28 protein-coding genes are annotated in these 24,929 nt (G+C 58.7%); 24 read left to right on the top strand and 4 right to left on the bottom strand.

Going from position 1 to position 24,929, the window contains the following annotated elements:
* Nucleotides 1-96 precede the first annotated feature (96 nt).
* The 21 genes from C3F35_RS13210 (at nucleotide 97) to C3F35_RS13110 (ending at nucleotide 18,094) form a co-directional block, all read left to right on the top strand.
* Nucleotides 97-1,170 carry an AI-2E family transporter gene (locus C3F35_RS13210; RefSeq protein ID WP_051916081.1) on the top strand — a complete coding sequence of 358 codons (1,074 nt, stop codon included), beginning with the start codon at nucleotides 97-99 and terminating at the stop codon, nucleotides 1,168-1,170.
* Nucleotides 1,171-1,281: 111 nt separating this feature from the next.
* Entirely contained in the window at nucleotides 1,282-2,343 is a 1,062-nt protein-coding gene (locus tag C3F35_RS13205; protein WP_103793269.1) for a methyltransferase, read from the top strand.
* A gap of 59 nt (nucleotides 2,344-2,402) precedes the next feature.
* Nucleotides 2,403-3,125, top strand: coding sequence for a beta-ketoacyl synthase chain length factor (locus C3F35_RS13200; RefSeq protein ID WP_103793270.1), 723 nt, complete (start codon nucleotides 2,403-2,405; stop codon nucleotides 3,123-3,125).
* Nucleotides 3,122-3,937, top strand: a complete 816-nt coding sequence (locus C3F35_RS13195; protein WP_103793271.1) for a lysophospholipid acyltransferase family protein — start codon at nucleotides 3,122-3,124, stop codon at nucleotides 3,935-3,937. The genes C3F35_RS13200 and C3F35_RS13195 overlap by 4 nt, the downstream gene beginning before the upstream one ends.
* Nucleotides 3,918-4,175, top strand: a complete 258-nt coding sequence (locus C3F35_RS13190) for a phosphopantetheine-binding protein (RefSeq protein ID WP_032614983.1) — start codon at nucleotides 3,918-3,920, stop codon at nucleotides 4,173-4,175. Before C3F35_RS13195 ends, C3F35_RS13190 begins: the two co-directional genes overlap by 20 nt.
* Nucleotides 4,176-4,188: 13 nt before the next feature.
* Nucleotides 4,189-4,443: an acyl carrier protein gene (locus C3F35_RS13185; protein WP_059307021.1), complete on the top strand. Its 255-nt coding sequence runs from the start codon at nucleotides 4,189-4,191 to the stop codon at nucleotides 4,441-4,443.
* 6 nt (nucleotides 4,444-4,449) lie between these two features.
* The gene (locus tag C3F35_RS13180) at nucleotides 4,450-5,037 is read left to right on the top strand and encodes a hypothetical protein (RefSeq protein WP_032614988.1); all 588 of its coding nucleotides are present in this window, start codon (nucleotides 4,450-4,452) and stop codon (nucleotides 5,035-5,037) included.
* The gene (locus C3F35_RS13175; protein WP_103793293.1) at nucleotides 5,030-6,391 is read left to right on the top strand and encodes an AMP-binding protein; all 1,362 of its coding nucleotides are present in this window, start codon (nucleotides 5,030-5,032) and stop codon (nucleotides 6,389-6,391) included. Before C3F35_RS13180 ends, C3F35_RS13175 begins: the two co-directional genes overlap by 8 nt.
* Entirely contained in the window at nucleotides 6,378-6,731 is a 354-nt protein-coding gene (locus C3F35_RS13170) for an ApeI family dehydratase (protein WP_103793272.1), read from the top strand. Before C3F35_RS13175 ends, C3F35_RS13170 begins: the two co-directional genes overlap by 14 nt.
* Nucleotides 6,722-8,413: a glycosyltransferase family 2 protein gene (locus C3F35_RS13165; protein WP_103793273.1), complete on the top strand. Its 1,692-nt coding sequence runs from the start codon at nucleotides 6,722-6,724 to the stop codon at nucleotides 8,411-8,413. The genes C3F35_RS13170 and C3F35_RS13165 overlap by 10 nt, the downstream gene beginning before the upstream one ends.
* 3 nt (nucleotides 8,414-8,416) lie before the next feature.
* Nucleotides 8,417-8,839, top strand: coding sequence for an acyl-CoA thioesterase (locus C3F35_RS13160; protein WP_103793274.1), 423 nt, complete (start codon nucleotides 8,417-8,419; stop codon nucleotides 8,837-8,839).
* Nucleotides 8,836-9,441 carry an outer membrane lipoprotein carrier protein LolA gene (locus C3F35_RS13155; RefSeq protein WP_103793275.1) on the top strand — a complete coding sequence of 202 codons (606 nt, stop codon included), beginning with the start codon at nucleotides 8,836-8,838 and terminating at the stop codon, nucleotides 9,439-9,441. The genes C3F35_RS13160 and C3F35_RS13155 overlap by 4 nt, the downstream gene beginning before the upstream one ends.
* A complete protein-coding gene (locus C3F35_RS13150; RefSeq protein ID WP_103793276.1) occupies nucleotides 9,410-11,731 on the top strand; it encodes an MMPL family transporter in 2,322 nt (773 codons plus the stop codon). The genes C3F35_RS13155 and C3F35_RS13150 overlap by 32 nt, the downstream gene beginning before the upstream one ends.
* Nucleotides 11,728-12,312: a DUF3261 domain-containing protein gene (locus C3F35_RS13145; protein WP_103793277.1), complete on the top strand. Its 585-nt coding sequence runs from the start codon at nucleotides 11,728-11,730 to the stop codon at nucleotides 12,310-12,312. The genes C3F35_RS13150 and C3F35_RS13145 overlap by 4 nt, the downstream gene beginning before the upstream one ends.
* Nucleotide 12,313: 1 nt before the next feature.
* Entirely contained in the window at nucleotides 12,314-13,480 is a 1,167-nt protein-coding gene (locus C3F35_RS13140) for a beta-ketoacyl-[acyl-carrier-protein] synthase family protein (protein ID WP_103793278.1), read from the top strand.
* Complete coding sequence (locus C3F35_RS13135; protein WP_032615006.1) at nucleotides 13,477-13,950, top strand: ApeP family dehydratase; 474 nt, start codon at nucleotides 13,477-13,479, stop codon at nucleotides 13,948-13,950. Before C3F35_RS13140 ends, C3F35_RS13135 begins: the two co-directional genes overlap by 4 nt.
* Entirely contained in the window at nucleotides 13,947-14,678 is a 732-nt protein-coding gene (locus C3F35_RS13130) for a 3-ketoacyl-ACP reductase FabG2 (RefSeq protein ID WP_032615008.1), read from the top strand. The genes C3F35_RS13135 and C3F35_RS13130 overlap by 4 nt, the downstream gene beginning before the upstream one ends.
* Complete coding sequence (locus C3F35_RS13125; RefSeq protein WP_103793279.1) at nucleotides 14,675-15,904, top strand: beta-ketoacyl-ACP synthase; 1,230 nt, start codon at nucleotides 14,675-14,677, stop codon at nucleotides 15,902-15,904. Before C3F35_RS13130 ends, C3F35_RS13125 begins: the two co-directional genes overlap by 4 nt.
* Nucleotides 15,905-15,906: 2 nt before the next feature.
* Entirely contained in the window at nucleotides 15,907-16,488 is a 582-nt protein-coding gene (gene acpT / locus C3F35_RS13120; protein WP_103793280.1) for a 4'-phosphopantetheinyl transferase AcpT, read from the top strand.
* Nucleotides 16,489-16,541: 53 nt separating this feature from the next.
* A complete protein-coding gene (locus tag C3F35_RS13115) occupies nucleotides 16,542-17,336 on the top strand; it encodes an SDR family NAD(P)-dependent oxidoreductase (protein ID WP_032615014.1) in 795 nt (264 codons plus the stop codon).
* Nucleotides 17,337-17,431: 95 nt separating this feature from the next.
* On the top strand, nucleotides 17,432-18,094 hold the full coding sequence (locus C3F35_RS13110; RefSeq protein ID WP_072250917.1) for an HAD family hydrolase: 663 nt from the start codon (nucleotides 17,432-17,434) through the stop codon (nucleotides 18,092-18,094).
* Between the two features lie 82 nt (nucleotides 18,095-18,176).
* On the opposite strand, the gene C3F35_RS13105 is transcribed toward C3F35_RS13110, so the two are convergent.
* Nucleotides 18,177-19,202 carry a TerC/Alx family metal homeostasis membrane protein gene (locus C3F35_RS13105; protein WP_103793281.1) on the bottom strand — a complete coding sequence of 342 codons (1,026 nt, stop codon included), beginning with the start codon at nucleotides 19,200-19,202 and terminating at the stop codon, nucleotides 18,177-18,179.
* A 176-nt stretch (nucleotides 19,203-19,378) separates the two neighbouring features.
* The gene (locus C3F35_RS13100; RefSeq protein WP_103793282.1) at nucleotides 19,379-20,575 is read right to left on the bottom strand and encodes an NAD(P)/FAD-dependent oxidoreductase; all 1,197 of its coding nucleotides are present in this window, start codon (nucleotides 20,573-20,575) and stop codon (nucleotides 19,379-19,381) included.
* Between the two features lie 230 nt (nucleotides 20,576-20,805).
* Between C3F35_RS13100 and pitA the strand changes: the two genes are divergently transcribed.
* Together pitA and C3F35_RS13090 are read left to right on the top strand one after the other, a co-directional pair.
* On the top strand, nucleotides 20,806-22,302 hold the full coding sequence (gene pitA / locus C3F35_RS13095; protein WP_032615020.1) for an inorganic phosphate transporter PitA: 1,497 nt from the start codon (nucleotides 20,806-20,808) through the stop codon (nucleotides 22,300-22,302).
* 263 nt (nucleotides 22,303-22,565) lie between these two features.
* A complete protein-coding gene (locus tag C3F35_RS13090) occupies nucleotides 22,566-22,973 on the top strand; it encodes a hypothetical protein (RefSeq protein WP_103793283.1) in 408 nt (135 codons plus the stop codon).
* A 53-nt stretch (nucleotides 22,974-23,026) separates the two neighbouring features.
* Here the strand turns inward: C3F35_RS13090 and uspB are convergent, their stop codons facing one another.
* On the bottom strand, nucleotides 23,027-23,362 hold the full coding sequence (gene uspB, locus C3F35_RS13085; protein WP_032615027.1) for a universal stress protein UspB: 336 nt from the start codon (nucleotides 23,360-23,362) through the stop codon (nucleotides 23,027-23,029).
* Between the two features lie 282 nt (nucleotides 23,363-23,644).
* Here uspB and uspA point away from each other — a divergent pair, with 282 nt between their 5' ends.
* Complete coding sequence (gene uspA, locus C3F35_RS13080) at nucleotides 23,645-24,082, top strand: universal stress protein UspA (protein ID WP_032615029.1); 438 nt, start codon at nucleotides 23,645-23,647, stop codon at nucleotides 24,080-24,082.
* An 81-nt stretch (nucleotides 24,083-24,163) separates the two neighbouring features.
* Here the strand turns inward: uspA and rsmJ are convergent, their stop codons facing one another.
* Nucleotides 24,164-24,928, bottom strand: coding sequence for a 16S rRNA (guanine(1516)-N(2))-methyltransferase RsmJ (gene rsmJ / locus C3F35_RS13075; RefSeq protein ID WP_032615031.1), 765 nt, complete (start codon nucleotides 24,926-24,928; stop codon nucleotides 24,164-24,166).
* Nucleotide 24,929: the final 1 nt, after the last annotated feature.

The raw sequence follows: 24,929 nt of genomic DNA, 5'->3' as shown, positions 1-24,929 counted from the left end.
AGGGGCTGAATTGCAGCAGCGACTTTAAGATTAAAGGCCTCAGCCGAAGCGCGATGCGCGCACTACACTTATGAGCATCTCATAAGAGGAAATATTATGTTAATCACGCCACCCGATAAAACGGGTCTTACGCAACCTGATAAAGCAGGCCTCCATATTTTGCTTAAAATGGCCTGTCTGGTGGTGATCCTTGCCGGTATCCACGCCGCCGCGGATATTCTCGTGCAGCTGCTGCTGGCACTCTTTTTCGCTATCGTCCTTAACCCCCTCGTCACCTGGTTTTTGCGCCGAGGGGTGAGTCGTCCCCTGGCCATCACCATTGTGGTGGTCGTGATGCTGATAGGCATGACGGCGCTGTTCGGGGTGCTGGCGGCCTCGCTCAATGAATTTGCCGCCACGCTGCCGAAATACAATAAAGAGCTGACGCGCAAACTTATCGATCTGCAGGAGATGTTCCCGTTCCTCAACCTGCACATCTCCCCGGAGCGAATGCTAAGACGGATGGACTCGGAAAAGGTAATGACCTTTGCCACCGCGCTAATGACCCAGCTTTCCGGGGCGATGGCCAGCGTCCTGCTGCTGGTGATGACGGTGGTCTTCATGCTGTTTGAAGTGCGCCACGTGCCCTACAAAATGCGTTTTGCCCTGAATAATCCGCAGATCCACATCGCCGGTCTGCACCGGGCGCTGAAGGGCGTCTCCCATTATCTGGCGCTGAAAACATTGTTAAGCCTGTGGACGGGTGCCATCGTCTGGCTGGGGCTGGCGCTGCTGGGCGTGCAGTTCGCCCTGATGTGGGGCGTGCTGGCCTTCCTGCTGAACTATGTGCCCAATATCGGCGCGGTGATCTCCGCCGTACCGCCGATGATCCAGGCGTTTCTGTTTAATGGCTTCTATGAGTGTGCCATGGTGGGGGCGTTGTTCCTGATCGTGCATATGGTGCTGGGCAATATCGTGGAACCACGGATGATGGGCCACCGGCTGGGAATGTCCACCCTGGTGGTGTTCCTGTCGTTGCTGGTCTGGGGCTGGTTACTTGGCCCGGTCGGGATGTTATTGTCTGTTCCGCTTACCAGCGTGTGTAAGATCTGGATGGAAACCACCAAGGGAGGCAGTAAGCTGGCGATCCTGCTCGGGCCGGGCCGACCCAAAAGCCGCCTGCCGGGATAACGGCATCACCCCGCCACCCCATTCAGCGAGCGCTGCGCGGTAAATTTTATACTCGTCGGGTCAGCCTGGCCCGACGCTCTCTGTTTCAACCGGCAAAAGGTTACGCATTTCATGTACGAAAAGGACACGCTCAGCGCGCTTGAGGCCATCACCGAAGCGCAACGTATCGCTTTTGCCCCGATGCTTTTTCAAACCGCCTTCTGTCTGCGTAACACTGGCGTGCTCGCCTGGCTGGATAAGCAGGGAGCGCATGGCGCTACTGTGGATGAGATCGTGGCAAACAGCACGCTCAGTGAATATGGCGCTGGGGTATTGCTGGATATGGGATTAAGCGGGCGCATAGTGACGCAACGGGAGGGGCGATACTATCTGGCCAAAATTGGGCATTATTTACTGCATGACAGCATGACCCGCATCAACATGGATTTCACCCAGGATGTTTGCTATCAGGGCCTGTTTCACCTTGCCGAGTCACTGAGCACGGAGAAACCGGCTGGCCTATCTGTCTTTGGCGAATGGCCAACCATTTATCCGGCACTGTCTGCGTTGCCTGAACAGGCGCAGCGAAGCTGGTTTGCTTTCGATCATTTCTATTCCGATGGCGCATTCGACGCCGCATTACCCCTTATATTCGCAAGCTCGCCGACAAAATTGTACGATGTCGGCGGCAATACGGGTAAATGGGCGCTACGCTGCTGCAGATACGATGAAAATATCACCGTGACGCTGCTCGATCTGCCGCAGCAAATTGCACTGGCCCGGGAAAATATTGCAAATGCAGGATTATCTCATCGTATTGCGTTCCATCCTGTCGATATGCTTAGCGACGCTGTTCTGCCGGGTGACGCTGATATCTGGTGGATGAGCCAGTTCCTGGACTGCTTCTCTCCCGATCAGATTGTTACCCTGTTGGGCAACGTGGCGAAGGTGATGAAGCCAGGCGCGCGCTTATGCATTCTGGAACCCTTCTGGGATGCGCAAAAATTCGAAGCGGCCTCCTTCAGCCTGAACGCAACCTCGCTCTATTTCACCTGTATGGCGAACGGCAACAGCCGTTTTTATAGCGTAGAGAAATTTTACCACTATCTGGAGAGAGCAGGATTCCGGGTAGAACAACGGCATGACAATCTCGGGGTGGGCCACACCTTATTGATTTGTCAGAAAAATGAATAATAACGCGGCCTGATTTTTGCTGCGTTATTGAAAGACGGATTGATCGCGGACGCGCGCAGATGAAATTTGCATTTAACATTCTCGACTGGCATGCCAGAGCGCCAGGGCTTAGCGATGCCGATCAGTGGCAGGCATGGTCGCAGGGTTTGCACGCCATCGATCCTGCTGCGCCGCAGGCCAAACTGACCGATCTGCCGATGATGACCGCCCGCCGCCTCAGTTCAGGCAGTAAGCTGGCGGTCGATTGCGGCCTGGCGATGGTGCGAAAACATGCCATTGATGCCGTGGTCTATACCAGCCGTCATGGCGAGCTGGAGCGTAACTATCGCCTCCTGCACGCGCTGGCGACCGGGCAGGATGTTTCCCCGACCGACTTTGCCATGTCGGTCCACAACTCTGCGGTGGGCAATCTGACTATCGCGGCGCGTCAGCCGATTGTTTCGTCATCTCTTTCCGCCGGAATGGATACTTTTCAGCAGGGCCTGTGCGAGGTGCTGAGCCTGCTGCATGCCGGATATACGCGCGTGTTACTGGTCGATTTTGATGGCACCCTGCCCGATTTTTACCGCTTCGCACTGCCGGCTCAGATGCCGACCTGGCCCTATGCCATGGCGCTGGTCATCGAAGCCGGTGACGCCCTGCGCTGCGAAACGGAATCCGTCCTGTGCCCGGATGAGCCATCGCTGCCGCAGAGCCTGCAGTTCCTGCGCCACTTCCTGCGTCACGATAATCAGTTTGCGGTGCCCGGCGAGCGCCTGCTGTGGCGGTGGACGCGTGCATGACAAGTCTCATGGCGACCCTCAACCGCGGCTGGCGAATGCTGATGACCGGCGCATGCTTCGTGCTGTTTGGCGTAGGCGGGCTGATGCTGTCGCTGGTGTGGTTCAACCTGTTGAACCTGTTCCAGCGCGACCGGGCGCGTCGTCGTCGTCTCGCCCGGCGCAGTATTGCCGCGAGCTTTCGGGCTTTTTTAACCGTCGCCCGTGCCCTGGGCGTGCTGGATTACCGCTTCGATAATCCCGACGTGCTGCACCATGAGCGCGGCTGTCTGGTAGTGGCGAACCATCCGACACTTATCGACTACGTGCTGATTGCGTCGGTGATGCCAGAAACCGACTGTCTGGTTAAAAGCGCTCTGCTGCGTAACCCCTTTGTCAGCGGGGCGATCCGCGCGGCGGATTACCTGATCAACAGCGAAGCTGACACCCTGCTAAGCGCCTGTCAGCAGCGGCTGGCGCAGGGTGATACGCTACTGATTTTCCCGGAAGGCACGCGCACGCAGGTGGGAAAAGCCATCAAGCTACAACGCGGCGCGGCCAATATTGCCGTGCGCTGCAACAGCGATCTGCGGGTGGTTATCATCCACTGCAGCGAGCATCTGCTCGATAAACAGAGCCGTTGGTATAACATACCGCCGAAAAAACCGTTCTTCACGGTCGATGTTCGTGAGCGAATAGGTATTGACGATTTTTACGATGCAGCAGTACAGGAACCGGCTCTGGCAGCAAGAGAACTTAACCGGCACCTGCAGCATCGCTTAACATCCGGTCTTCAATCTTTGTCAGGAATTAATGATGCAAGCGCTCTACCTTGAAATTAAAAATCTTATAATTACTACCCTGAATCTGGACGAATTGACCGCAGAGGATATCGATACGGATGCCGCGCTGTTTGGCGATGGGTTGGGCCTTGACTCGATCGATGCCCTTGAACTGGGCCTGGCGGTAAAAAACCAGTACGGCGTGGTGTTATCTGCCGAAAGCGAAGAGATGCGTCAGCATTTCTACTCCGTTGCCACTCTGGCCTCTTTTATCACAGCCCATCGCGCCTGAGACCGAATTTATCATGACTACAGAACACAAATCCGTTTATCAGGAAGTCACCACGCTCCTGATCACCCTGTTTGAGATTGAGCCGGAAGCCATTACCCCCGAGGCACGCCTGTATGAAGATCTGGAGCTGGACAGCATCGATGCCGTCGATATGGTTGTTCATCTGCAGAAGAAAACGGGTGCCCGGATCAAACCGGAAACCTTCAAGTCTGTACGTACCGTTCAGGACGTAGTGGATGCGGTAGAAAAACTCCTGCGCGAAGCGTAAGACACCATGCGTGGCGGACGGTCATTTCCGGCGATCCCCCTGTTGACGGGGTTGATGCTGGTCGCATGGCCCTTTCTGATTGGCTTCGGGCTGATGCATAACAGCCTGCACTGGCTGCTGCCGCTACTGGCGGTCCTGCTGCTGTTGCGCTTTCGTCAGGCGCGGCATAACGCCGGGCCAATGCGCTATGCCGTGCAAACCGTTGCGCTGGCGGGTATCGCCCTGTGTACCGCAAGTTACCTGCTGAAAGCGCATCAGTGGCTGCTGTTCTATCCGGTGGTGGTGAATCTGGTGATGCTGGCCGTCTTTGGCGGATCGCTGTGGACGACAATGCCCATCGTTGAACGGCTGGCCCGGCTGCGCGAACCGAACTTACCCCCTTCAGGGGTGCGCTATACCCGCGTGGTCACCCGGGTATGGTGCGGCTTTTTCATTTTGAACGGCGGCATTGCGCTGTTCACCGCGTTACGGGGCGATATGCGGCTCTGGACGCTGTGGAACGGCATGATCGCCTATATCCTGATGGGCGCGTTGATGGCGACCGAATGGCTGGTGCGCCAGCGACGGATAAAAAAAGAGCAGCATGATGCGTAACCCTCTTCCTTTGAGCCAGTGGCTGAATGCTCCCCGCCCGGACGACACGCCCGTCGCCTGGTCAGGCGATCGCTGCTGGACGCTGGGGCAGTTACGCGACGACGTTAGCGGGCTGATGGCCATTTTACAGCAGCAGGAAGGCGATCGCTGGGCGCTCTGTTTTGAGAGCAGTTATCTGTTTATCGTCGCCCTGCTGGCAACGCTGCATGCGGGCAAAACCCCGGTGCTGCCGGGCCACAGCCGCGAATCGCTGCTGGAAGAGCAGCAGAAGCTGTTCAACGGTGTGCTGAGCGACAGGACGCTGAACGTCCGGGGCCGCCTGATCATCGTCAGCTCGGCCCGTCGTAGCGCCACCCCGTTCACGCCGCTGCCGGCCATTGATGACACCCGCATTATCGAGCTGTTCACCTCCGGCTCCACCGGCAAGCCTGAACGTATTATCAAGCATATCGCCCAGCTCGATCGGGAGGCCAGGCTGCTGGCTGAACGGTTTGGCGAGCGCCTCACCGGTTGCTGCGTGGTGGCCTCTGTGGTGCCACAGCACCTGTACGGCCTGACGTTTCGTATCCTGCTGCCCCTGTCGCTGGGGCTGCCGCTGCATGCGGAGATGCTGACCTATGCCGAGCAACTGGCGGCGCTGGATCACACTAAGCGTTATCTGTTTATCAGCAGCCCGGCGTTCCTGAAACGGCTTGATACCCGGCTCGCCCCGCCCCCCGTCGCCATGCTGATCTCCGCCGGTGGCGTGCTGGCGTGGGAGTCGGCGTGCGCGACCCATCGCTGGCTGGGGCTGTGGCCGGATGAAATTTATGGCAGCAGCGAAACCGGCGTTCTCGCCTGGCGTCATCGTCAGGCGGACGCGCGCCTCTGGCAGCCCTTCCCGGGCGTGAAAATTAGCCGCGTTGATGACGCCTTTCACGTCACCTCCCCCCTGATCCGCGCGCCTGAAGGTCTGCTGCTCGACGATATCCTGCACATTGAGGATAACGGTCAGTTCAGTATCGTCGGTCGCCGGGGCCGGGTGGTGAAAATCGAAGACAAACGTATCTCGCTGACTGAAATTGAGCAGCGGCTGCTGGCGCTGGAGGGCATATGCGAAGCGGCGGCATTGCCGGTCAGGCGGGACGGACGCCAGACGATTGGCGTGCTGCTGGTGCTGAGTGACGCCGGGCGTCAGCAGCTCTGCCAGCGTGGGCGTAAAGCGCAGGTTCTGGCCTGGCGACGCGCCCTGCAACCGTGGCTAGAACCCGTCGCCATTCCCCGTCACTGGCGCATTGTTGATGAAATGCCGGTGAACAGTATGAACAAGCGTGTCTATGCGCAGTTACAGGAATTATTTCATGAAAATCCATGAAATCGAGCGCCATCAGGCACAACCGCAGCAGCTGGAGATTGTCCTGCATCTGGATCCGGCCCTGTTCTGGTTCCAGGGCCATTTTGCCGTCCAGCCCCTGCTGCCCGGCATCACCCAGCTCGACTGGGTGATGCACTACGCCACCACGCTGCTGGTGCCAGACTATCGCTTTCACAGTATTCAGAACGTTAAATTCCAGGCGCCGCTGCTCCCTGATGCCACGGTGACCCTCACTCTCGACTGGGATGCCGGGCGCGAGATGCTCACTTTTCGCTATCAGCGTCACGACGGCGAACAACGCCACACCGCCAGCACCGGGAAGATTCGCCTGTGTCGCTAACCTTCCGCCCCTGCATCCTGATCCCCTGCTACAACCACGGGGCAATGATGGCGAACGTGCTGACGCGCCTGGCACCGTTTCAGCTGCCGATTATTGTGGTCGACGATGGCAGCGACGCCAGTACCCGGCAGACGCTGGACCAGCTGGCTACTGACAATGCCCATGTCACCCTGGTGCGGCTGACGCACAACGCCGGTAAAGGCGCGGCGGTGATCCGCGGGCTGAAAGTGTGCGCCGGGGCGGGGTATACCCATGCGGTGCAGGTGGATGCCGATGGACAGCATGCGATTGAGGATATTCCGCAGCTGCTGGCGCTGGCAGAACGCCACCCCCAGGCGTTGATCTCCGGCCAGCCGATTTACGACGACTCTATCCCCCGCTCGCGCCGGTATGGCCGCTGGGTCACCCATGTCTGGGTGTGGATCGAAACTCTGTCGTTGCAGCTTAAAGACAGCATGTGCGGCTTTCGCGTCTACCCGGTCGCGCCCACGCTGCAACTGGTAAACCGCGTGTCGCTCGGCAAGCGGATGGATTTTGATACGGAAGTGATGGTGCGCCTCTACTGGCAGGGCCACAACAGCTATTTTCTGCCCACCCGGGTGACCTATCCGCAGGATGGCATTTCCCATTTCGATGCCCTGAAAGACAACCTGCTGATCTCCTGGATGCACACCCGGCTGTTTTTCGGCATGTTACCGCGCATCCCCTCGCTGCTGTTTCGCCGCCGCAGCCAGCACTGGGCGCAGCAGCAGGAAGTGAAAGGTCTCCTCGGTATGCGCCTGATGCTGCGGGTCTGGCAGCTGCTCGGACGCAGAGCCTTTACCGTTCTGCTGTGGCCGGTGGTTGCCGTGTACTGGCTTACGGCGCGTCCGGCGCGGCAGGCATCGCAGCAGTGGATCGCCCGCGTCAGTGAGGTGCTGGCGCAGCGCCAGCAGCCAAAACCTGCGCGCCTGAACAGCTTTTTCCACTTCCTGCGTTTTGGCAATGCGATGCTGGATAAAGTCGCCAGCTGGCGCGGCGAGCTCCGGCTGGATCGGGACGTGATCTTCGCTCCCGGCGCGCGGGAAAAACTGGATCTTACCGTGCCGCAGGGCAAGCTGCTGCTGGCCTCCCATCTGGGTGATGTGGAGGCGTGTCGCGCCATGGCGCAACAGAAAGGCGGTAAAACCATTAATGCGCTGGTGTTCACCGATAACGCCCAGCGGTTTAAACAGATTATGCAGGAGATGGCGCCGCAGGCCGGTCTGAACCTGATCCCGGTCACAAGTATCGGCCCTGACACCGCTATCCTCCTGAAAGAGAAGATAGATCGCGGGGAGTGGGTGGCGATCGTCGGGGATCGGATCGCCGTCGATCCGCAGCGCGGCGGCAGCTGGCGCGTGGTATGGAGCGACTTTATGGGTCAGCCTGCGCCTTTCCCCCAGGGGCCATTTATTCTCGCCTCGCTGATGCGCTGCCCGGTGATGCTGATCTTCGCCCTGCGCCAGCAGGAGAAGTTGCATATCCACTGCGAAGAGTTTGCCGATCCGCTGCTGTTACCCCGTGGCGAGCGCCAGCAGGCGTTACAACAGACCGTCGATCGTTACGCGCAGCGGCTGGAACATTACGCGCTACAAGCGCCGCTCGACTGGTTCAATTTTTTCGATTTCTGGCGTCTGCCGGATACTAAAGAGAAGGAGTAAAGGGTGCTGACCGATCCCCGCTTTACGACCGAAGTAGAGCTGACTGTGCCGTTTCACGACGTCGATATGATGGGCGTGGTCTGGCACGGCAACTACTTCCGCTATTTTGAGATTGCCCGCGAGGCCCTGCTCAACCAGTTTGATTATGGCTATCGCCAGATGAAGGCATCTGGCTATCTCTGGCCGGTGGTGGATACCCGGGTGAAATACCGCGATGTCCTGACCTTTGAGCAACGGATCCGCGTCCAGGCCCATATCGAAGAGTATGAAAACCGCCTGCGTATCGCCTATCAGATTTTTGACGCCACCAGCGGCAAACGTACCACCACCGGCTACACCATTCAGGTGGCCGTGGAAGAAAAAAGCCGCGAGTTGTGTTTTGTCAGCCCGGCGATCCTGTTTGAGCGCATGGGAGTGACGCCATGAAGTGGTTACCGCTGTTTGCCCTGCTGATCGGTCCGTGGGCCAACGCCGTCACGCTGGACGCGTTACAGCAGCGCTTTACCGAACAGCCAGTGGTGCGCGCCCACTTTGAGCAGACCCGCACCATTAAGGATCTGCCTCAGTCGCTGCGATCCAACGGCGAGATGCTGATCGCGCGCGACAACGGCCTGTTGTGGGACCAAAAAGCGCCCTTCCCGATGACGCTGCTGCTGGATGACAAACGGATGATGCAAATCATCAATGGCCAGCCGCCGCAGATCATCACCGCCGATAATAATCCACAGATGTTCCAGTTCAACCACCTGCTGCGCGCCCTGTTCCAGGCCGATCGCAAGGTGCTGGAGGAGAATTTCCGCATCGACTTTAAAGACCTCGGCAACGATCGCTGGTCGCTGGTGCTGACGCCCACCACCACGCCGCTGGATAAGATTTTCGCCTCGCTGGAGTTGGGTGGCGCGACCTTTCTTGAATCTATTGTGCTGAACGACAAACAGGGTGACCGGACGGTTATCGCCCTCTCCCGCCACCAACTGACCCCCGCCAGCCTGACCGATGCCGAACGCCAACGCTTTGCCGCACCGTAACACCCGCCGTCCGGCGTTGGTGTGGGCGGTGGTATGCCTGGCGCTGCTGGGCATGTTGCTGGCGCTGTTGCCCGGAGCGCGGCTGAACAGCAGCGTACTGGCGATGTTGCCCAAACAGAGCCTCGGGGCCATCCCCCCGGCGCTGAACGACGGCTTTATCGAACGGCTTGACCGCCAGCTGGTGTGGCTGGTCAGCCCAGGAAAACACCCCGATCCGCAGGTGGCGCAGCAGTGGCTGAGCCTGCTGCAAGCCTCAGGCTCCCTGCACGAGGTAAAAGGGCCGATGGATGCCGCCGGGCAGAAGGCCTGGGGAGAATTTTTCTGGCAGCACCGCAACGGCCTGATTGACCCTGCCACCCGCGCGCGCCTGCAAAGCGGTGGCGAGGCGCAGGCCCAGTGGATCCTGTCCCAGCTTTACTCCGCCTTTTCTGGCGTCAGCGGCAAAGAGCTGCAAAACGATCCGCTGATGCTGATGCGCGGCTCGCAGCTGGCGCTGGCGCAAAACAGCCAGAAGCTGCGGCTGATGGACGGCTGGCTGGTGACCAGAGACGATGCCGGCAATTACTGGTATCTGCTGCACGGCGAACTGGCCGGTTCGTCGTTTGATATGCAGCAAACCCACCAGCTGGTGACCCGGCTCCATGACCTGGAAAATCAGCTCAAAACAGGTTATCCCCATGCGCAGCTGCTGTCGCGCGGCACCGTGTTTTACAGCGACTACGCCAGCCAGCAGGCGAAACGGGATATTTCGACCCTCGGCGTCGCCACTATTCTGGGGGTGATCCTGCTGATTGTGGCGGTGTTCCGCTCCCTGCGTCCGCTGCTGCTGTGCCTCGTCTCCATCGCCATGGGCGCGCTGGCGGGCACCGTCGCCACCCTGTTGCTGTTTGGCGAGCTGCATCTGATGACGCTGGTGATGAGCATGAGCATTATCGGCATTTCAGCGGATTACACGCTTTACTACCTGACCGAGCGGATGGTTCACGGCGGGCAGAACTCCCCCTGGCAGAGCCTGGCGAAAGTGCGTAACGCGCTGCTGCTGGCGCTGCTCACCACGGTGGTGGCGTATCTCATTATGATGCTGGCCCCGTTCCCGGGCATTCGCCAGATGGCGGTGTTTGCCGCCGCAGGATTGAGCGCCGCCTGCCTGACGGTGATCTTCTGGCACCCATGGCTGTGCCGCGGCTTACCGGTGCGCCCGGTTCCGGCCAGTGTGCCGATGCTGCGCTGGCTGTCGGCCTGGCGCAATGACAGGCGTGTGTCGGTGGGGCTGCCGGTAGTGCTGGCCCTGACGGCCCTGGCTGGCCTCACCACGCTGCGGGTGGATGACGATATCGCCCAGTTGCAGGCTCTGCCGCAGGATATTCTGGCCCAGGAAAAAACCATCACCGCCCTGACCGGCCAGGGTGTCGATCAGAAATGGTTTGTGGTGCATGGCGCGTCGGCCCAGCAGACGCTGGAGCGGCTGGAAGCCTTCACTCCCGCGCTGGCCCAGGCGCAGCAGGCGGGTGACCTGAAATCCTGGCGCACCCTGCCGCTGAACTCGCTGGCGCGGCAGGAAAGCGACCTGGATTTGCTGAAAAAGGCGGCCCCGGCAGTGACGAAGGTTCTGCAAAACGCCGGGCTGACCACGGTGTCGCCGGATCTGAATGCCATGTCAGTGGAGGTGGAAGCCTGGCTTGCCAGCCCCGCCAGTGAAGGTTGGCGCCTGCTGTGGCTGACGTTGCCCGACGGCGAAAGCGGCGTGCTGGTGCCGGTGGATGGCGTGAAAAACAGCCTGGCCCTGCGCGTACTGGCGGATAAACATCCGGGCGTGGTCTGGGTGGATCGCAAGGCGAGTTTCGACAGCCTGTTTGCCCTCTACCGCACCGTGCTTACCGTTCTGCTGGCTGTCGCTCTGGCCGTGATCGCCTGTGGCGCGATGCTGCGCCTCGGCTGGCGTAAGGGGCTGATTACCCTGGTGCCCTCGCTGCTGTCGCTGGGCTGTGGCCTGGCAGCCCTGTCGGCCACGGGCCATCCGGTTAACCTGTTCTCGCTGCTGGCGCTGGTACTGGTGCTCGGCATTGGTATCAACTACACGCTATTCTTCAACAACCCGCGTGGTACGCCGTTGACCTCCATGCTGGCCATCACCCTGGCGATGATGACCACCCTGTTGACCCTCGGTATGCTGGTGTTCAGCGCCACGCAGGCGATCAGCAGTTTCGGAATTGTGCTGGTCAGCGGTATTTTCACCGCCTTCCTGCTGGCACCGCTGGCGATGCCGGCTAAAAAAGAGAGAAAACGATGATCACCCCTTTTTACCGCGCCGCCGCCCTGATCGGCGCGCTGCTGCTGGCTGGCTGTAGCCACACCACGCAAAACAGTGACGCGACGCGCCCGCAGGCCTGGTTACAGCCGGGCACCCGGGTGACGCTGCCGCCGCCGGGCATCACCCCGGCGCTGTCGTCGCAGCAGTTGCTGACCGGCCGCTTTAACGGCACAACCCAGTCGCTGCTGGTGATGCTGAATGCCGATGCGCAGAAGGTGACGCTCGCCGGGCTGTCATCGGTCGGCATTCGACTGTTCCTCGCCACCTACGATGCCACGGGCATCCATACTGAACAGTCTATTTTCGTCCCGCAGCTGCCTCCGGCCAGCCAGGTGCTGGCGGATGTGATGCTCAGCCACTGGCCGATCGACGCCTGGCTGCCGCAGTTGCCGAAGGGCTGGACGCTGCGGGATCGCGGCGACCGACGCGAGCTGCGCAATGCTGACGGCGCGCTGGTGACGGAGATCGTCTACCTGCAACGCAAGGGCAAACGCCAGCCAATCAGCATTGAACAACAGGCGTTCCACTACCACATCACCATTCAATATCTGGATGACTGAGATGATTTATATTTCTGCCGTTGGCCTGATCAATGCCCTGGGCAACGCGCCCGATGAGATAGCCGCTAACCTGACGCGCGGCGTGGCCCCGGGCATGCGTCTGCGCAGCGGCTGGCTGCAGGGCCAGGATGCGGTGCTGGGCGGCGTCGATGGCGAGCTGCCTGCCATCCCGGATAGCGCGGCCCTGCATCGCTCGCGGAATAATCAGCTTCTGCTGGCGGCGCTGGCGCAGATCCAGCCTGTGGTCGATGAAGCCATTGCCCGTTATGGCCGCGACCGGGTGGCGGTGGTCATGGGCACCAGCACCTCGGGCCTGGACGAGGGCGACGAGCATGTGCGCCTGTCGATGAACGGCGAAACCAGCGTTAACTGGCGGTACGCGCAGCAGGAGCTGGGCGATCCGTCGCGCTTTCTGGCCAACTGGCTGAATCTGGATGGCCCGGCCTATACCCTCTCTACCGCCTGCTCCTCCAGCGCGCGGGCGATTATCAGCGGGCGTCGGCTGATTGAGGCCGGGCTGGTGGATATCGCCCTGGTCGGCGGCGCAGATACGCTGAGCCGGATGCCGGTGAATGGCTTTAGCAGCCTCGAATCACTCTCCACTAGCCTGTGCGAGCCGTTTGGCCGCGACCGGCGGGGGATCACCATTGGCGAAGCGGCGGCACTGATGGTGCTGACCCGCGAGCCGCAGCCGGTGGCGCTGCTGGGAACTGGCGAGTCGAGCGATGCGTACCATATTTCTGCCCCACACCCTCAGGGCGAAGGAGCCATCAACGCCATTAATCAGGCGCTGAACGCCGCGGGATTGAAACCGGAGGATGTGGGTTACATCAACCTGCACGGTACGGCGACGCCGCTTAATGACCAGATTGAGTCGCAGGTGGTGCATGACCTGTTTGGTGAGGCCGTGCCCTGCAGCTCAACCAAACACCTGACCGGCCACACGCTGGGTGCCGCAGGGATCACCGAAGCCGCACTAAGCTGGCTGATCCTGACCCACGATCTGCCGCTGCCCGCCCAGGATTTCAGCCGCTATGCGCCCGATCCTACCCTCGCCGCCTGCGGTGTGCTGCATAAGCCCACCGCGCTGAAAAAAGCGGTGATCCTGTCCAATTCCTTCGCCTTTGGCGGCAATAACGCCAGCATCCTGCTGGGGAGAGTGTCATGAGTTATTTATCCCCCACCGACTACCTGCCTCACGATGCGCCTATGCTGCTGCTGGCGTCAGTAGAGAGTGTGACCGACGAGTCTGCCGTCTGCCGCGTCACGGTCAATTCACAGGGCGTGCTGGCGCCGTTCCTGAACGCCGCGGGCGATCTGCCGGGATGGTATGCCCTTGAACTGATGGCCCAGACGGTTGGCGTCTGGTCAGGCTGGCATCGCCAGCAGCAGGGGCAGGAAAACCTGTCGCTCGGCATGGTACTCGGGGCGCGGGAGTTGGTGTGTGCGGCAGGGATCTTCCCGGCCAACAGCGACTTAACGGTCACCGTCACCCTGCTGATGCAGGATGAACGCTTTAGCAGCTTCGAGTGTGCGATCACTGCCGATAACGCCACGCTGGCAACCGGGCGGGTGAATACCTTCCAGCCCGGCAAAGAGGAATTAGCATCACTTTTTAAGCAGGGGGTAAGTCAATGAGTCGTTCCGTTCTGGTCACCGGCGCCAGCAAAGGCATTGGCCGGGCCATCGCCCTAAAACTGGCCGCTGACGGATTTACGCTCGGGGTGCACTACCACCGCGACGCCGCAGGAGCACAGGACACCCTGAACGCCATCCAACAGGCGGGCGGCAACGGGCGTTTGCTCTCGTTTGACGTGGGTAACCGCGCCCAGTGCCGCGAGGTGCTGGAGCAGGATATGGAAGTGAACGGCCCCTGGTATGGCGTGGTCAGTAACGCCGGGATCGCACGGGATGGTGCCTTTCCGGCGCTCAGTGAAGAGGACTGGGACAGCGTGATCCACACCAATCTCGACAGCTTTTACAACGTTATTCACCCCTGCATCATGCCGATGATTGGCACTCGCAAGGGCGGCCGCATTATCACCCTGTCATCCGTTTCCGGGGTGATGGGCAACCGGGGCCAGGTGAACTATAGCGCGGCCAAGGCAGGCATTATCGGTGCCACCAAAGCGCTGGCGATTGAGCTGGCAAAGCGCAACATCACCGTCAACTGCATTGCACCTGGGCTGATTGATACCGGCATGATCGAGATGGAAGAGGCCGCGCTGAAAGAGGCCATGGCCATCATCCCCATGAAAAGAATGGGTCAGGCAGACGAGGTGGCCGGGCTGGCCAGCTATCTGATGTCGGATATTGCGGGGTATGTGACACGTCAGGTCATTTCCATTAATGGAGGAATGCTATGACGCGCCGCGTGGTGATTACCGGTATGGGCGGCGTCACCGCCTTCGGTGAAGACTGGCAGTCGGTTTCTGCCCGCTTACTGCAGTATAAAAACGCGGTACGTAAGATGCCGGAGTGGACGGTCTATGAGGGGCTACACACCCTGCTGGGCGCGCCGATCGACGATTTTACTCTGCCGGATCACTATACCCGCAAGCGTATCCGCGCCATGGGCCGCGTGTCGTTGTTGTCGACTCGCGCCACCGAACTGGCATTGACGCAGGCGGGGCTGATTGACGATCCGGTTCTGACCCAGGGCGAAACCGGCATTGCCTATGGCTCGTCCACTGGCAGCACCGGGCCGGTCAGCGAGTTTGCCACCATGCTCACCGAGAAACACACCAACAACATCACTGGCACGACTTATGTGCAGATGATGCCGCACACCACGGCAGTAAATACCGGTCTGTTCTTCGGGCTGCGTGGCCGGGTGATCCCGACGTCCAGCGCCTGCACGTCCGGCAGCCAGGCGATTGGCTATGCGTGGGAAGCGATTCGCCACGGCTATCAGACGGTGATGGTGGCGGGCGGCGCAGAGGAGCTGTGCCCGTCAGAAGCGGCGGTGTTCGATACCCTGTTCGCCACCAGCCAGCGTAACGACGCCCCGGAGGCCACGCCGTCACCCTTCGATATCCAGCGCGACGGGCTGGTAATCGGCGAAGGGGCCGGGACGTTGATCCTGGAGGAGCTGGAACATGCGAAGGCGCGCGGGGCGACGATTTACGGGGAAATTGTCGGCTTCGCCACCAACTGCGACGCAGCGCATATCACCCAGCCGCAGCGGGAGACGATGCAGATCTGTATGGAGAAGTCGCTGAAAATAGCCGGGCTAAAACCGCAGGACATAGGCTACATTTCGGCGCACGGCACCGCCACCGACCGGGGTGATATTGCCGAAAGCCAGGCCACCGCCGCGGTGTTTGGCGACAGCGTTCCCATCTCATCACTGAAGAGCTATTTCGGCCATACGCTGGGTGCCTGCGGTGCGCTGGAGGCATGGATGAGCCTGGAGATGATGCGCGAGGGGTGGTTCGTGCCGACCATCAATTTAAGACAACCGGATGAGCAATGCGGCGCATTAGATTATATTATGGGAAAAGTCCGTCATATTGACTGCGAATATCTACAAAGCAACAACTTCGCGTTCGGCGGCATTAATACTTCTCTTATCATTAAACGCTGGGCGTGACTATGTACCAGTTCCTGCTGGGAAAAATTTCTACCCTCAGCGCTGACCCTCTGGCGTCAGCGCTGGCCGAACAGGCGCCCCAGGGCGCGCGCCGCCTCCCCTGGCTGGCCGGGCGAACCCTGCTCACCCGGGCGTTATCGCCCGCCCCGGTGCCGGAAATCATCTTCGGAGAGCAGGGAAAACCGGCCTTCGTCGATGGGTATCCGTACTGGTTTAACCTGAGCCACAGCGGAGATGATATTGCCCTGCTGTTAAGCGATGAGGGCGAAGTGGGCTGCGACATCGAAGTGATCCGCCCCCGGGATAACTGGCAAGCGCTGGCCAATGCCGTCTTTAGCCTCGCAGAGCATGCGGAGCTGGAACGGGAGGAGCCAGAGGCCAAACTGGCAGCCTTCTGGCGCATCTGGACACGCAAGGAAGCGATTGTTAAACAGCGCGGCGGCAGCGCCTGGCAGATTGTCAGCGTCGACAGCACTTTTACTTCTGCACTGAGCGTCAGCCACGTCCAGCACGGCTCGCTGAGCCTTGCAGTCTGTACCCCCACCCCCTTCACCCTGCGCCACGACGCGCTTCAGGTGCTGTAACGCATAACTGCTACGCTTAATGGTCTGACTTTGCTAACAACATGGAGCAGACCATGAAAATCGATCTTACCGGGAAAGTGGCGTTAGTGACCGCCTCAACGGGCGGTATTGGCTTCGCCATCGCCAGAGGACTGGCGGAAAGCGGCGCTGAAGTGATTGTTAACGGACGCAGCATCGACTCGGTCAACCGGGGAATTCAAAAGCTCCAGCAGGTGATACCCGGCGTGAAGGTGCGGGCGGCGATTGCCGATCTCAGCACCGCTGATGGCGTGGATGCCCTGCTGAAGGTTGCCTCTGGCGTCGATATCCTCGTGAATAACGCCGGGATTTACGGACCAAAGGATTTTTACGCTACCGATGACGAGACCTGGAATAACTACTGGCAAACCAACGTGATGTCCGGGGTGCGGCTGTCGCGCGCCCTGTTGCCTGGCATGGTGCAAAAAGGCTGGGGCCGGGTGGTGTTTATCTCCTCGGAGTCGGCCTGCAATATTCCGGCAGACATGATCCACTATGGGGTAACCAAAACAGCCCAACTGTCGCTGGCGCGCGGGCTGGCAAAATTTGCCGCGGGTAGCGGCGTCACCGTAAACAGCGTTTTGCCAGGCCCGACAATGTCGGACGGCTTTGCAGAGATGATGAAAGACGAGCAGGAGAAAACCGGCAAATCGCTGGAGTCGCTGGCGAAAGAGTTCGTTATGGCTAACCGCCCAAGTTCGGTCATTCAGCGGGCCGCCACGGTGGAAGAGGTGGCGAATATGGTGGTCTATGTCTGTTCGCAGCAGGCGTCTGCTACCTCCGGCGCGGCGCTGCGCGTCGATGGCGGCGTGGTGGACGATATTATCTAGCCATGCCGATGACCGCCCGCCTGCAGGCGGGTGGCATCTGACGCTAAAGCAGGTAAACTGATGGACAGAATATGTATTTAAGCTAAGACCCGGTTATGACCAATATGATTGCCGATGAGGCAGTAGCAAAATCCAGCGTACTTTCGGTGTTCGACTTCGACGGCACGCTGACGCATCACGACAGCTTTATCCCTTTCTTACGCTTTGCGTTCGGTAAACGCTACTTTGCCGGACGGCTGGTACGGATGGCCTTGCCCACCCTGCACTGCGTGCGCCGTAAGCTGACCCGTGATGAGCTGAAAGAGGTGCTGATCAGAACCTTTCTGACCGGCGTGGATGAGCACTGGCTGCGTCAGCAGGCAGAGCTGTTCTGCGAGAAATACTGGGACAAACTGATGCGCCCGCAGGGCGTGTTGGCGGTGGCTGCGGAAGTGAACTCCGGTGCAGAGGTGACGATCTGTTCGGCATCGCCGGCGCTGGTATTGCAGCCCTGGGCTGACAAGCTCGGCATTAAGCTTATCGGCACCCAGCTGGAAGTGAAAAACGGCAAACTGACCGGGCGGATCACCGGCCATAACTGTCGCTGTGCGCAGAAAGTGGCCCGACTGGAGCATGTATACGGCAGCCTGACCAACTACCATGTGCGCGCCTGGGGTGATACCCGCGGCGATCACGAGCTGCTGGCTGCGGCGCAGGATCCGCACTGGCGGCATTTCCACCCGCCTCGCGCGCGCCGCAATTCGCCCCTTAAGCCGTAGAATAAACCGGGTGGCGACTTCGCCTTACCCGGTTTATGAAGGGTGCAGGCCCGGCCAGCGCAGCGCCGCCGGGCAATACTTCTCAGGCTTCCCGTTTCCCCGGGAACAGCAGGCTCGCCACAATCCCCGCCGCCAGCACGCCCAGCACCACTAACAGACTCGCGGTGGCACCAATGCCATAGCCGTGATGCCAGAAGTGATCCGTGGCGTTCAGTCCGAGCTTGAAGGCCACAAAGAACAGCAGCGCGATCACCGCTTTCTCCAGATGCACCAGATACTGCTTCAACGCCTCCAGCACGAAATAGAGAGTACGCAGGCCGAGGATCGCAAACATCATGGCGCTGTAGATAATCAGCGGCTCGCGACTGACGGCGATGATCGCCGGCACCGAGTCAAAGGCGAACATCACGTCTGACAGTTCCACCACCGCCACGCAGAGCAGTAGCGGTGTGGCATAGCGCTTCGCCTTCTTCACCCGCCCCACCATCACATTCTGGTTTTCCGGTTTGGCAAGCTCGGCATCGACCTCTTTCTGGCTCAGCAGGAAAGCATTGCCGGTGATTTTCGGCCAGATGGGATAGAAGCGTTTAACCGCGCGATAGGCCAGATGCTGGGAGTAATCCTCGATCTCGTCCTGCTCTTCGCCGCGCTTAAGCATCATCACCGCCGTCCAGGCCACAATCAGGGCAAAGACCACCTCGACGTATGGCCCGAGGCTCAGCAGGCTGGTGCCGATGGCAACGAAGATCCCACGGAAGACGATAGCGCCAATCACCCCCCAGTAGAGCACCCGGTGACGATACTGATCCGGCACGCCGAACCAGGCGAAGATCGCCATCATCACGAACAGGTTATCGACGGAGAGCACCTCTTCCAGCGCGTAACCGGTGAGGAACAGGCTCGCCACTTCGGCACCGTGATGAACGTACAGGAACCCGGCGAACGCCATCGCCATCATCACCCAGAAGATTGACCAGAGCGAGGCGCTTTTCAGTGAAATGGGTTTGTCATGCCGATGCATAAAGAGGTCGATAAACATCGCCCCCACCGCCATGACCACGAATACAACAACGGTTTCCGTCGGGAAACCGAGATGAGCAGATGACATACACAACCCTTTTTGAAGACAAAATACAAACCATGCAGACTGGCAGAGCCAGTAAAGAAAAAGGGGGGACCGTTAACAGCCTTCTCCCCTTAAGAAGTAAACCGGCGCAGGATTTCCCTGCGCCGGATGGACTATTTTAACGCACATTTACGCGGTTCAGCATGCCCGGTCAGTTTTTATTCTTTGGCCGCCAGCGCCTCTGCGCAGGCCCATGCGCTGGCCCACGCCCACTGGAAATTGTAGCCGCCCAGCCAGCCGGTCACGTCTACCACCTCACCAATAAAATAGAGCCCCGGCACGTGGCGGGCCTCCATGGTGCGCGAGGAGAGTTCGTTGGTGTCGACGCCGCCAAGGGTCACTTCCGCGGTGCGATACCCTTCGGTGCCGTTCGGCTGCACGCGCCAGGCGGTTAAGGTCTCAACCAGCGCCTGCTGGTCCCGGCTGTTGAGCTGCTTCAGCGACACATCGGGAATTTGTCCCAGCAGTTGCAGGCACTCCACCAGCCGCTTCGGCAGCTGCATGGCTAAGGTGTTTTTCAGGCTCTGGTTAGGGTGTGCCGCGCGCTGTTCATCAAGGAAGCTCGCCAGATCGCAGTCCGGTACTAAATTGATGGTGACGAACTCCCCCGGCTGCCAGTAGCTGGAAATTTGCAGTACCGCCGGGCCGGAAAGACCACGGTGGGTGAAGAGCAGGTTCTCACGGAATACGGTGCCGTCTTCAGCAATGATGACCGAAGGCACCGAGACGCCGGAGAGGGTTTGCAGTTGCTCCAGCAAAGGCTTATGCAGGGTGAAGGGCACCAGACCAGCACGGGTCGGGAGGACCTTCAGGCCAAACTGTTCGGCAATTTTATAGCCAAACGGCGACGCGCCCAGCCCTGGCATTGAAAGCCCGCCGCTGGCAATCACCAGCTTTTCCGCACTTACCGTTTCGCCATTCAGCTGCAGGGTGTAGCCCGCGTCATCGCGTGCCACTTCCAGGACTTCGCTGCGCAGACGCAAGGTAACCTGACCTTTTTCGCACTCTGCCACCAGCATATCGACGATCTGTTGCGCCGAATCGTCGCAAAACAGCTGGCCCAGGGTTTTCTCATGCCAGGCGATACCGTGCTTACCGACCAGGTCAATAAAGTCCCACTGGGTGTAGCGGGCAAGAGCAGATTTGCAAAAATGACGGTTCTGGCTCAAATAGGCCGCGGGTTCGATATAAAGATTAGTAAAATTGCAGCGACCCCCGCCAGACATCAGGATCTTACGCCCAGGTTTTTTTCCGTTATCGAGAAGCAGAACCCGGCGCCCTGCCTGTCCAGCCATCGCCGCACAGAATAAACCCGCCGCACCTGCGCCGATAATGATGGCATCATACTTTTCCACGTCTCGATCCTCCTGGTTTTGAGGGCGCGAATTGTAAAGTTTCCTCAAGAAGCGTGCCAGAGCAAATATGCGCGATCTCGTTCATTTAATTGAAATTTAAAAAATAATTCTTTTGTTGCTACGCTTATGTCAGTAGGCAAATCAAAAAAAGTCTATATTTCACTTTGCCCGTTGCGCATTTGTCCTGGATAATGCGCCGCGTTCATGTCCTCAAGATGGCGTAACGTCCTATGCTACATTTGTTTGCCGGCCTGGATTTCCATACCGGGCTTTTACTCTTGCTTGCTCTGGCCTTTGTATTGTTCTACGAAGCGATTAACGGCTTCCATGACACTGCGAACGCAGTCGCAACCGTTATCTACACTCGTGCTTTACGATCGCAAGTTGCGGTTGTGATGGCCGCGGTGTTTAACTTCTTTGGTGTTCTTCTGGGAGGTCTGAGCGTAGCCTACGCCATTGTGCATATGCTGCCAACGGATCTGCTACTCAATGTCAGTTCCGGCCATGGCCTCGCCATGGTGTTCTCGTTGCTGTTTGCTGCAATTATCTGGAACCTCGGTACCTGGTATTTCGGCCTGCCAGCATCCAGTTCTCACACGCTGATCGGCGCTATCATCGGTATTGGTTTAACCAATGCGCTGATGACCGGTACGTCTGTGGTGGACGCGCTGAATATTCCTAAAGTTCTGGGGATCTTCGGTTCACTGATTATTTCTCCGATTGTCGGTCTGGTTGTAGCAGGGGGTTTGATTTTCCTGCTGCGTCGTTACTGGAGCGGCACCAAAAAACGTGCCCGTATCCACCTGACGCCAGCCGAGCGTGAAAAGAAAGACGGTAAGAAAAAGCCGCCATTCTGGACGCGTATTGCCCTGATCATCTCTGCTATCGGCGTGGCCTTCTCTCATGGCGCGAACGACGGCCAGAAAGGGATTGGTCTGGTCATGCTGGTTCTGATCGGCGTGGCACCTGCGGGCTTCGTGGTGAATATGAATGCTACCGGTTACGAAATTACCCGTACCCGCGATGCAATCAACAACGTCGAAACCTATTTCCAGCAGCGTCCTGATCTGCTGAAAAAAGCCACCGGCGTTGATCAGCTGATCCCTTCTCCAGAAGCAGGCGCGACTGAACCGGCGCAGTTCCACTGCCATCCGGCCAATGCGATCAACGCACTGGAGCGGGCGAAAGGCATGCTGACCGATGTCGAAAGCTACGAAAAGCTCACACCTGAGCAGCGTGGCCAGATGCGTCGCATCATGCTGTGCATCTCTGACGTGACCGAGAAAGTATCCAAACTGCCTGAAGTTTCTGCTGACGACCAACGTCTGCTGAAGAAACTGAAAGTCGATATGCTGAATACCATCGAGTACGCACCGATCTGGATCATCATGGCGGTCGCACTGGCGCTGGGTCTGGGTACGATGATTGGCTGGCGTCGTGTGGCAACCACCATCGGCGAGAAGATCGGTAAGAAAGGCATGACCTATGCCCAGGGGATGTCTGCTCAGATGACGGCAGCCGTCTCTATCGGTCTGGCCAGCTACACCGGTATGCCGGTATCCACTACCCACGTTCTCTCCTCCTCCGTGGCGGGTACCATGCTGGTTGATGGCGGTGGTCTGCAACGCAAAACCGTCACCAGCATTCTGATGGCCTGGGTGTTTACCCTACCAGCTTCCATTCTGCTGTCTGGCGGTCTGTACTGGATCTCCCTGCAATTCTTGTAATCGCAGGCAGATAACGCGAAAAGCGGGTCAGGTCACTGGCCCGCTTTTTTTTGCCTGCAATTTGAGCCTCTACCATTGTAAGCATCAGGAAAGTCTGAACATTTTTTGTTCATCGCGTTTACAGGGGAGTGAGTATTCTACCGGGTGCGATTCATTATCATGCCATGGAGAATGTATGGCTTCTGGCCCAATCATCATCGCTAACAATATGCGCGAAGCGCGTCGACAAGGAATGTCGCGCAATATCAGGGAAGGAAGAAAATATGCCATTCAGAACGGCTATTAAATGGCTCCACCGGGCCGCCACGCTGGCGCTATTTATTGTGGTTATCGGTTTTGTATGGCTGGACTCCGCGCCAGATCCGCGAAAGGATGACGAGCTACAGCGGAGTTACAAATTATCTGACAGCCTTTGGCTCTATATGACCGTTAACGATAAAGGGGGCGCAACGGTACCTGTGCTCTACCGTTACTATCTCTCCAGGGAGATACCCGGGCAAAGCAGGGACATCATACGGGAACTCGCGACACGGACGCCTGTACTGGAGGGAACAGGTACTATCACAGATGCCAGGATAGGCATCAACGGCGAGGTCAGCATCTCCTACAGCGGGAAGGTATTCTCCGTGCAGAAAGATATCTCTAACCTTCGGTTTACGGTTTCACCCTGATGGGTGGCAAAAGGAAGGCGAGCTATACCGCCTTCCTTTGCGCTCAATCGCGCTCAATGCCAGATGAGGAGAGCAATCATACTCACCACCACCAGGCCGCACAGCGCGCTGGTCAGGATGAACTGACGGCGCAGGCGCTCACAGCGGCGGATAAACTCATCGTCATGATGATCGCGATAACGCTGGGCGTAGATATACCACACCAGGCGCATCTGTTTGCTGGGCTGCCCATGCGAGGTGAAGAAGCCTCCACCGTCGACATATTGATAAAGCAACGGATCGCAGCCACGAAGTACCACTAATAGCGCGCGTAAGGACGAGAAATAACGCGCCATATTCACGATGCAAACCACACATAACGCCCAAAATAATGCGACGGTGCTAATCATACTTCCTCCCCGGCGTCCGCCCACGAAGCAATGCTTCGGGACTACCGCACCCATGCCCTGACAGACGGTTCAGTGAAAGAGAGACTAAAAGCCGATCGGCTTCACATTTTAATATCCGAACGGCTTATTCAATAGTGTAGGAGATCCCCTAATTTTTTTGCCACAAGGTTAATCGTTATCAACACCAATGCTTGAAAATTTTGCTCAACTGGGCCGTAATGAAGGCAGGTAGACGACTGCTACACGCATTGGTCATCGATAACTTATGGAAGGAGTAACACTATGGCTTATAAACATATTCTTATCGCGGTTGACCTCTCCCCGGAGAGCAAGGTGCTGGTTGATAAAGCGGTATCCATGGCACGTCCTTACAATGCGAAAGTTTCATTAATTCACGTGGACGTTAATTACTCCGATCTCTATACCGGCCTGATTGACGTGAATCTGGGCGATATGCAGAAGCGTATCTCCGAAGAGACTCACCAGGCGCTGACCGAACTCTCCACCAACGCGGGCTATCCAATCACCGAAACCCTGAGCGGCAGCGGCGATCTGGGCCAGGTGCTGGTCGATGCGATTAAGAAATACGATATGGATCTGGTGGTGTGCGGTCATCATCAGGACTTCTGGAGCAAGCTGATGTCATCCGCGCGTCAGCTGATTAATACTGTGCATGTGGATATGTTGATTGTGCCGCTGCGCGACGAAGACGACGAGTAATGCAGAATTGCCGGGCGGCGCTGCGCTTGCCCGGCCTGAGGTTTGTGCCCTCTCCTTATGGGAGAGGGTCCGGTTGAGGCATCAGACCGCCTCTTCCTCCGGCGTGCCGGAATAGATATCGAAACGGTGCCCTTTGGTCACCACCGCATTGGTCGTCGCGACTTCTGCCAGCGGCGGCGCATAATCAGGACGTTTCACCACTACCCGCTTCGTTGCCAGCCGTCGGGCAGGCTCCAGCAGACCATCTGCGTCCAAATCCGGCCCCACCAGCGACTGAAACACGCGCATCTCTTTCTTCACCAGGGCGCTTTTCTGCTTATGCGGGAACATCGGGTCGAGATAGACCACCTGTGGACGCGGCGTGATATCCGTCAGTGCCGTCAGGCTCGACGCGTGGATCAGCTGTAAACGCTCCTGCAACCAGCCGCCGATTTCCGGGTCGGCATAGCCGCGGGCCAGACCATCATCCAGCAGGGCGGCAACCACCGGATTGCGCTCCAGCATTCGTACCCGGCAGCCCACCGACGCCAGCACAAAGGCATCGCGTCCTAGCCCGGCGGTGGCATCCACCACGTCCGGCAGATAGCTGCCTTTGATGCCGACCGCTTTAGCGACCGCTTCACCGCGCCCGCCGCCAAACTTACGCCGGTGCGCCATCGCCCCGCCGACAAAATCAACAAAAATGCCGCCGAGTTTAGGTTCGTCGCACTTGCGCAGCTCCAGATGGTCCGGGGTCATCACCAGCGCCATCAGGTTATCCGCATCATGCTCCAGTCCCCAGCGGGCGGCAAGAACAGATAAGGCGCCGTCTCCGGCGCCTGTTTCATCTACTAAGCGAATCTTCACG

Origin of the sequence: Leclercia sp. LSNIH3 (genome assembly GCF_002935105.1) — a bacterium.
In the GTDB taxonomy this organism is placed as follows: Bacteria; Pseudomonadota; Gammaproteobacteria; order Enterobacterales; family Enterobacteriaceae; genus Enterobacter; species Enterobacter adecarboxylatus.
Note: the sequence above shows the minus strand (reverse complement) of the source record. Positions and strands in the feature narration are given on the sequence as shown.

What these genes read in the sequence shown, in the direction of transcription:
- C3F35_RS13210 (WP_051916081.1), top strand. Translation starts at nt 97, where the DNA reads ATGTTAATCACGCCACCCGATAAAACGGGTCTTACGCAACCTGATAAA.
- C3F35_RS13205 (WP_103793269.1), top strand. Translation starts at nt 1,282, where the DNA reads ATGTACGAAAAGGACACGCTCAGCGCGCTTGAGGCCATCACCGAAGCG.
- C3F35_RS13200 (WP_103793270.1), top strand. Translation starts at nt 2,403, where the DNA reads ATGAAATTTGCATTTAACATTCTCGACTGGCATGCCAGAGCGCCAGGG.
- C3F35_RS13195 (WP_103793271.1), top strand. Translation starts at nt 3,122, where the DNA reads ATGACAAGTCTCATGGCGACCCTCAACCGCGGCTGGCGAATGCTGATG.
- C3F35_RS13190 (WP_032614983.1), top strand. Translation starts at nt 3,918, where the DNA reads ATGCAAGCGCTCTACCTTGAAATTAAAAATCTTATAATTACTACCCTG.
- C3F35_RS13185 (WP_059307021.1), top strand. Translation starts at nt 4,189, where the DNA reads ATGACTACAGAACACAAATCCGTTTATCAGGAAGTCACCACGCTCCTG.
- C3F35_RS13180 (WP_032614988.1), top strand. Translation starts at nt 4,450, where the DNA reads ATGCGTGGCGGACGGTCATTTCCGGCGATCCCCCTGTTGACGGGGTTG.
- C3F35_RS13175 (WP_103793293.1), top strand. Translation starts at nt 5,030, where the DNA reads ATGCGTAACCCTCTTCCTTTGAGCCAGTGGCTGAATGCTCCCCGCCCG.
- C3F35_RS13170 (WP_103793272.1), top strand. Translation starts at nt 6,378, where the DNA reads ATGAAAATCCATGAAATCGAGCGCCATCAGGCACAACCGCAGCAGCTG.
- C3F35_RS13155 (WP_103793275.1), top strand. Translation starts at nt 8,836, where the DNA reads ATGAAGTGGTTACCGCTGTTTGCCCTGCTGATCGGTCCGTGGGCCAAC.
- C3F35_RS13150 (WP_103793276.1), top strand. Translation starts at nt 9,410, where the DNA reads ATGCCGAACGCCAACGCTTTGCCGCACCGTAACACCCGCCGTCCGGCG.
- C3F35_RS13145 (WP_103793277.1), top strand. Translation starts at nt 11,728, where the DNA reads ATGATCACCCCTTTTTACCGCGCCGCCGCCCTGATCGGCGCGCTGCTG.
- C3F35_RS13140 (WP_103793278.1), top strand. Translation starts at nt 12,314, where the DNA reads ATGATTTATATTTCTGCCGTTGGCCTGATCAATGCCCTGGGCAACGCG.
- C3F35_RS13135 (WP_032615006.1), top strand. Translation starts at nt 13,477, where the DNA reads ATGAGTTATTTATCCCCCACCGACTACCTGCCTCACGATGCGCCTATG.
- C3F35_RS13130 (WP_032615008.1), top strand. Translation starts at nt 13,947, where the DNA reads ATGAGTCGTTCCGTTCTGGTCACCGGCGCCAGCAAAGGCATTGGCCGG.
- C3F35_RS13125 (WP_103793279.1), top strand. Translation starts at nt 14,675, where the DNA reads ATGACGCGCCGCGTGGTGATTACCGGTATGGGCGGCGTCACCGCCTTC.
- acpT (WP_103793280.1), top strand. Translation starts at nt 15,907, where the DNA reads ATGTACCAGTTCCTGCTGGGAAAAATTTCTACCCTCAGCGCTGACCCT.
- C3F35_RS13115 (WP_032615014.1), top strand. Translation starts at nt 16,542, where the DNA reads ATGAAAATCGATCTTACCGGGAAAGTGGCGTTAGTGACCGCCTCAACG.
- C3F35_RS13110 (WP_072250917.1), top strand. Translation starts at nt 17,432, where the DNA reads ATGACCAATATGATTGCCGATGAGGCAGTAGCAAAATCCAGCGTACTT.
- C3F35_RS13105 (WP_103793281.1), bottom strand. Translation starts at nt 19,202, where the DNA reads ATGTCATCTGCTCATCTCGGTTTCCCGACGGAAACCGTTGTTGTATTC.
- pitA (WP_032615020.1), top strand. Translation starts at nt 20,806, where the DNA reads ATGCTACATTTGTTTGCCGGCCTGGATTTCCATACCGGGCTTTTACTC.
- C3F35_RS13090 (WP_103793283.1), top strand. Translation starts at nt 22,566, where the DNA reads ATGCCATTCAGAACGGCTATTAAATGGCTCCACCGGGCCGCCACGCTG.
- uspB (WP_032615027.1), bottom strand. Translation starts at nt 23,362, where the DNA reads ATGATTAGCACCGTCGCATTATTTTGGGCGTTATGTGTGGTTTGCATC.
- uspA (WP_032615029.1), top strand. Translation starts at nt 23,645, where the DNA reads ATGGCTTATAAACATATTCTTATCGCGGTTGACCTCTCCCCGGAGAGC.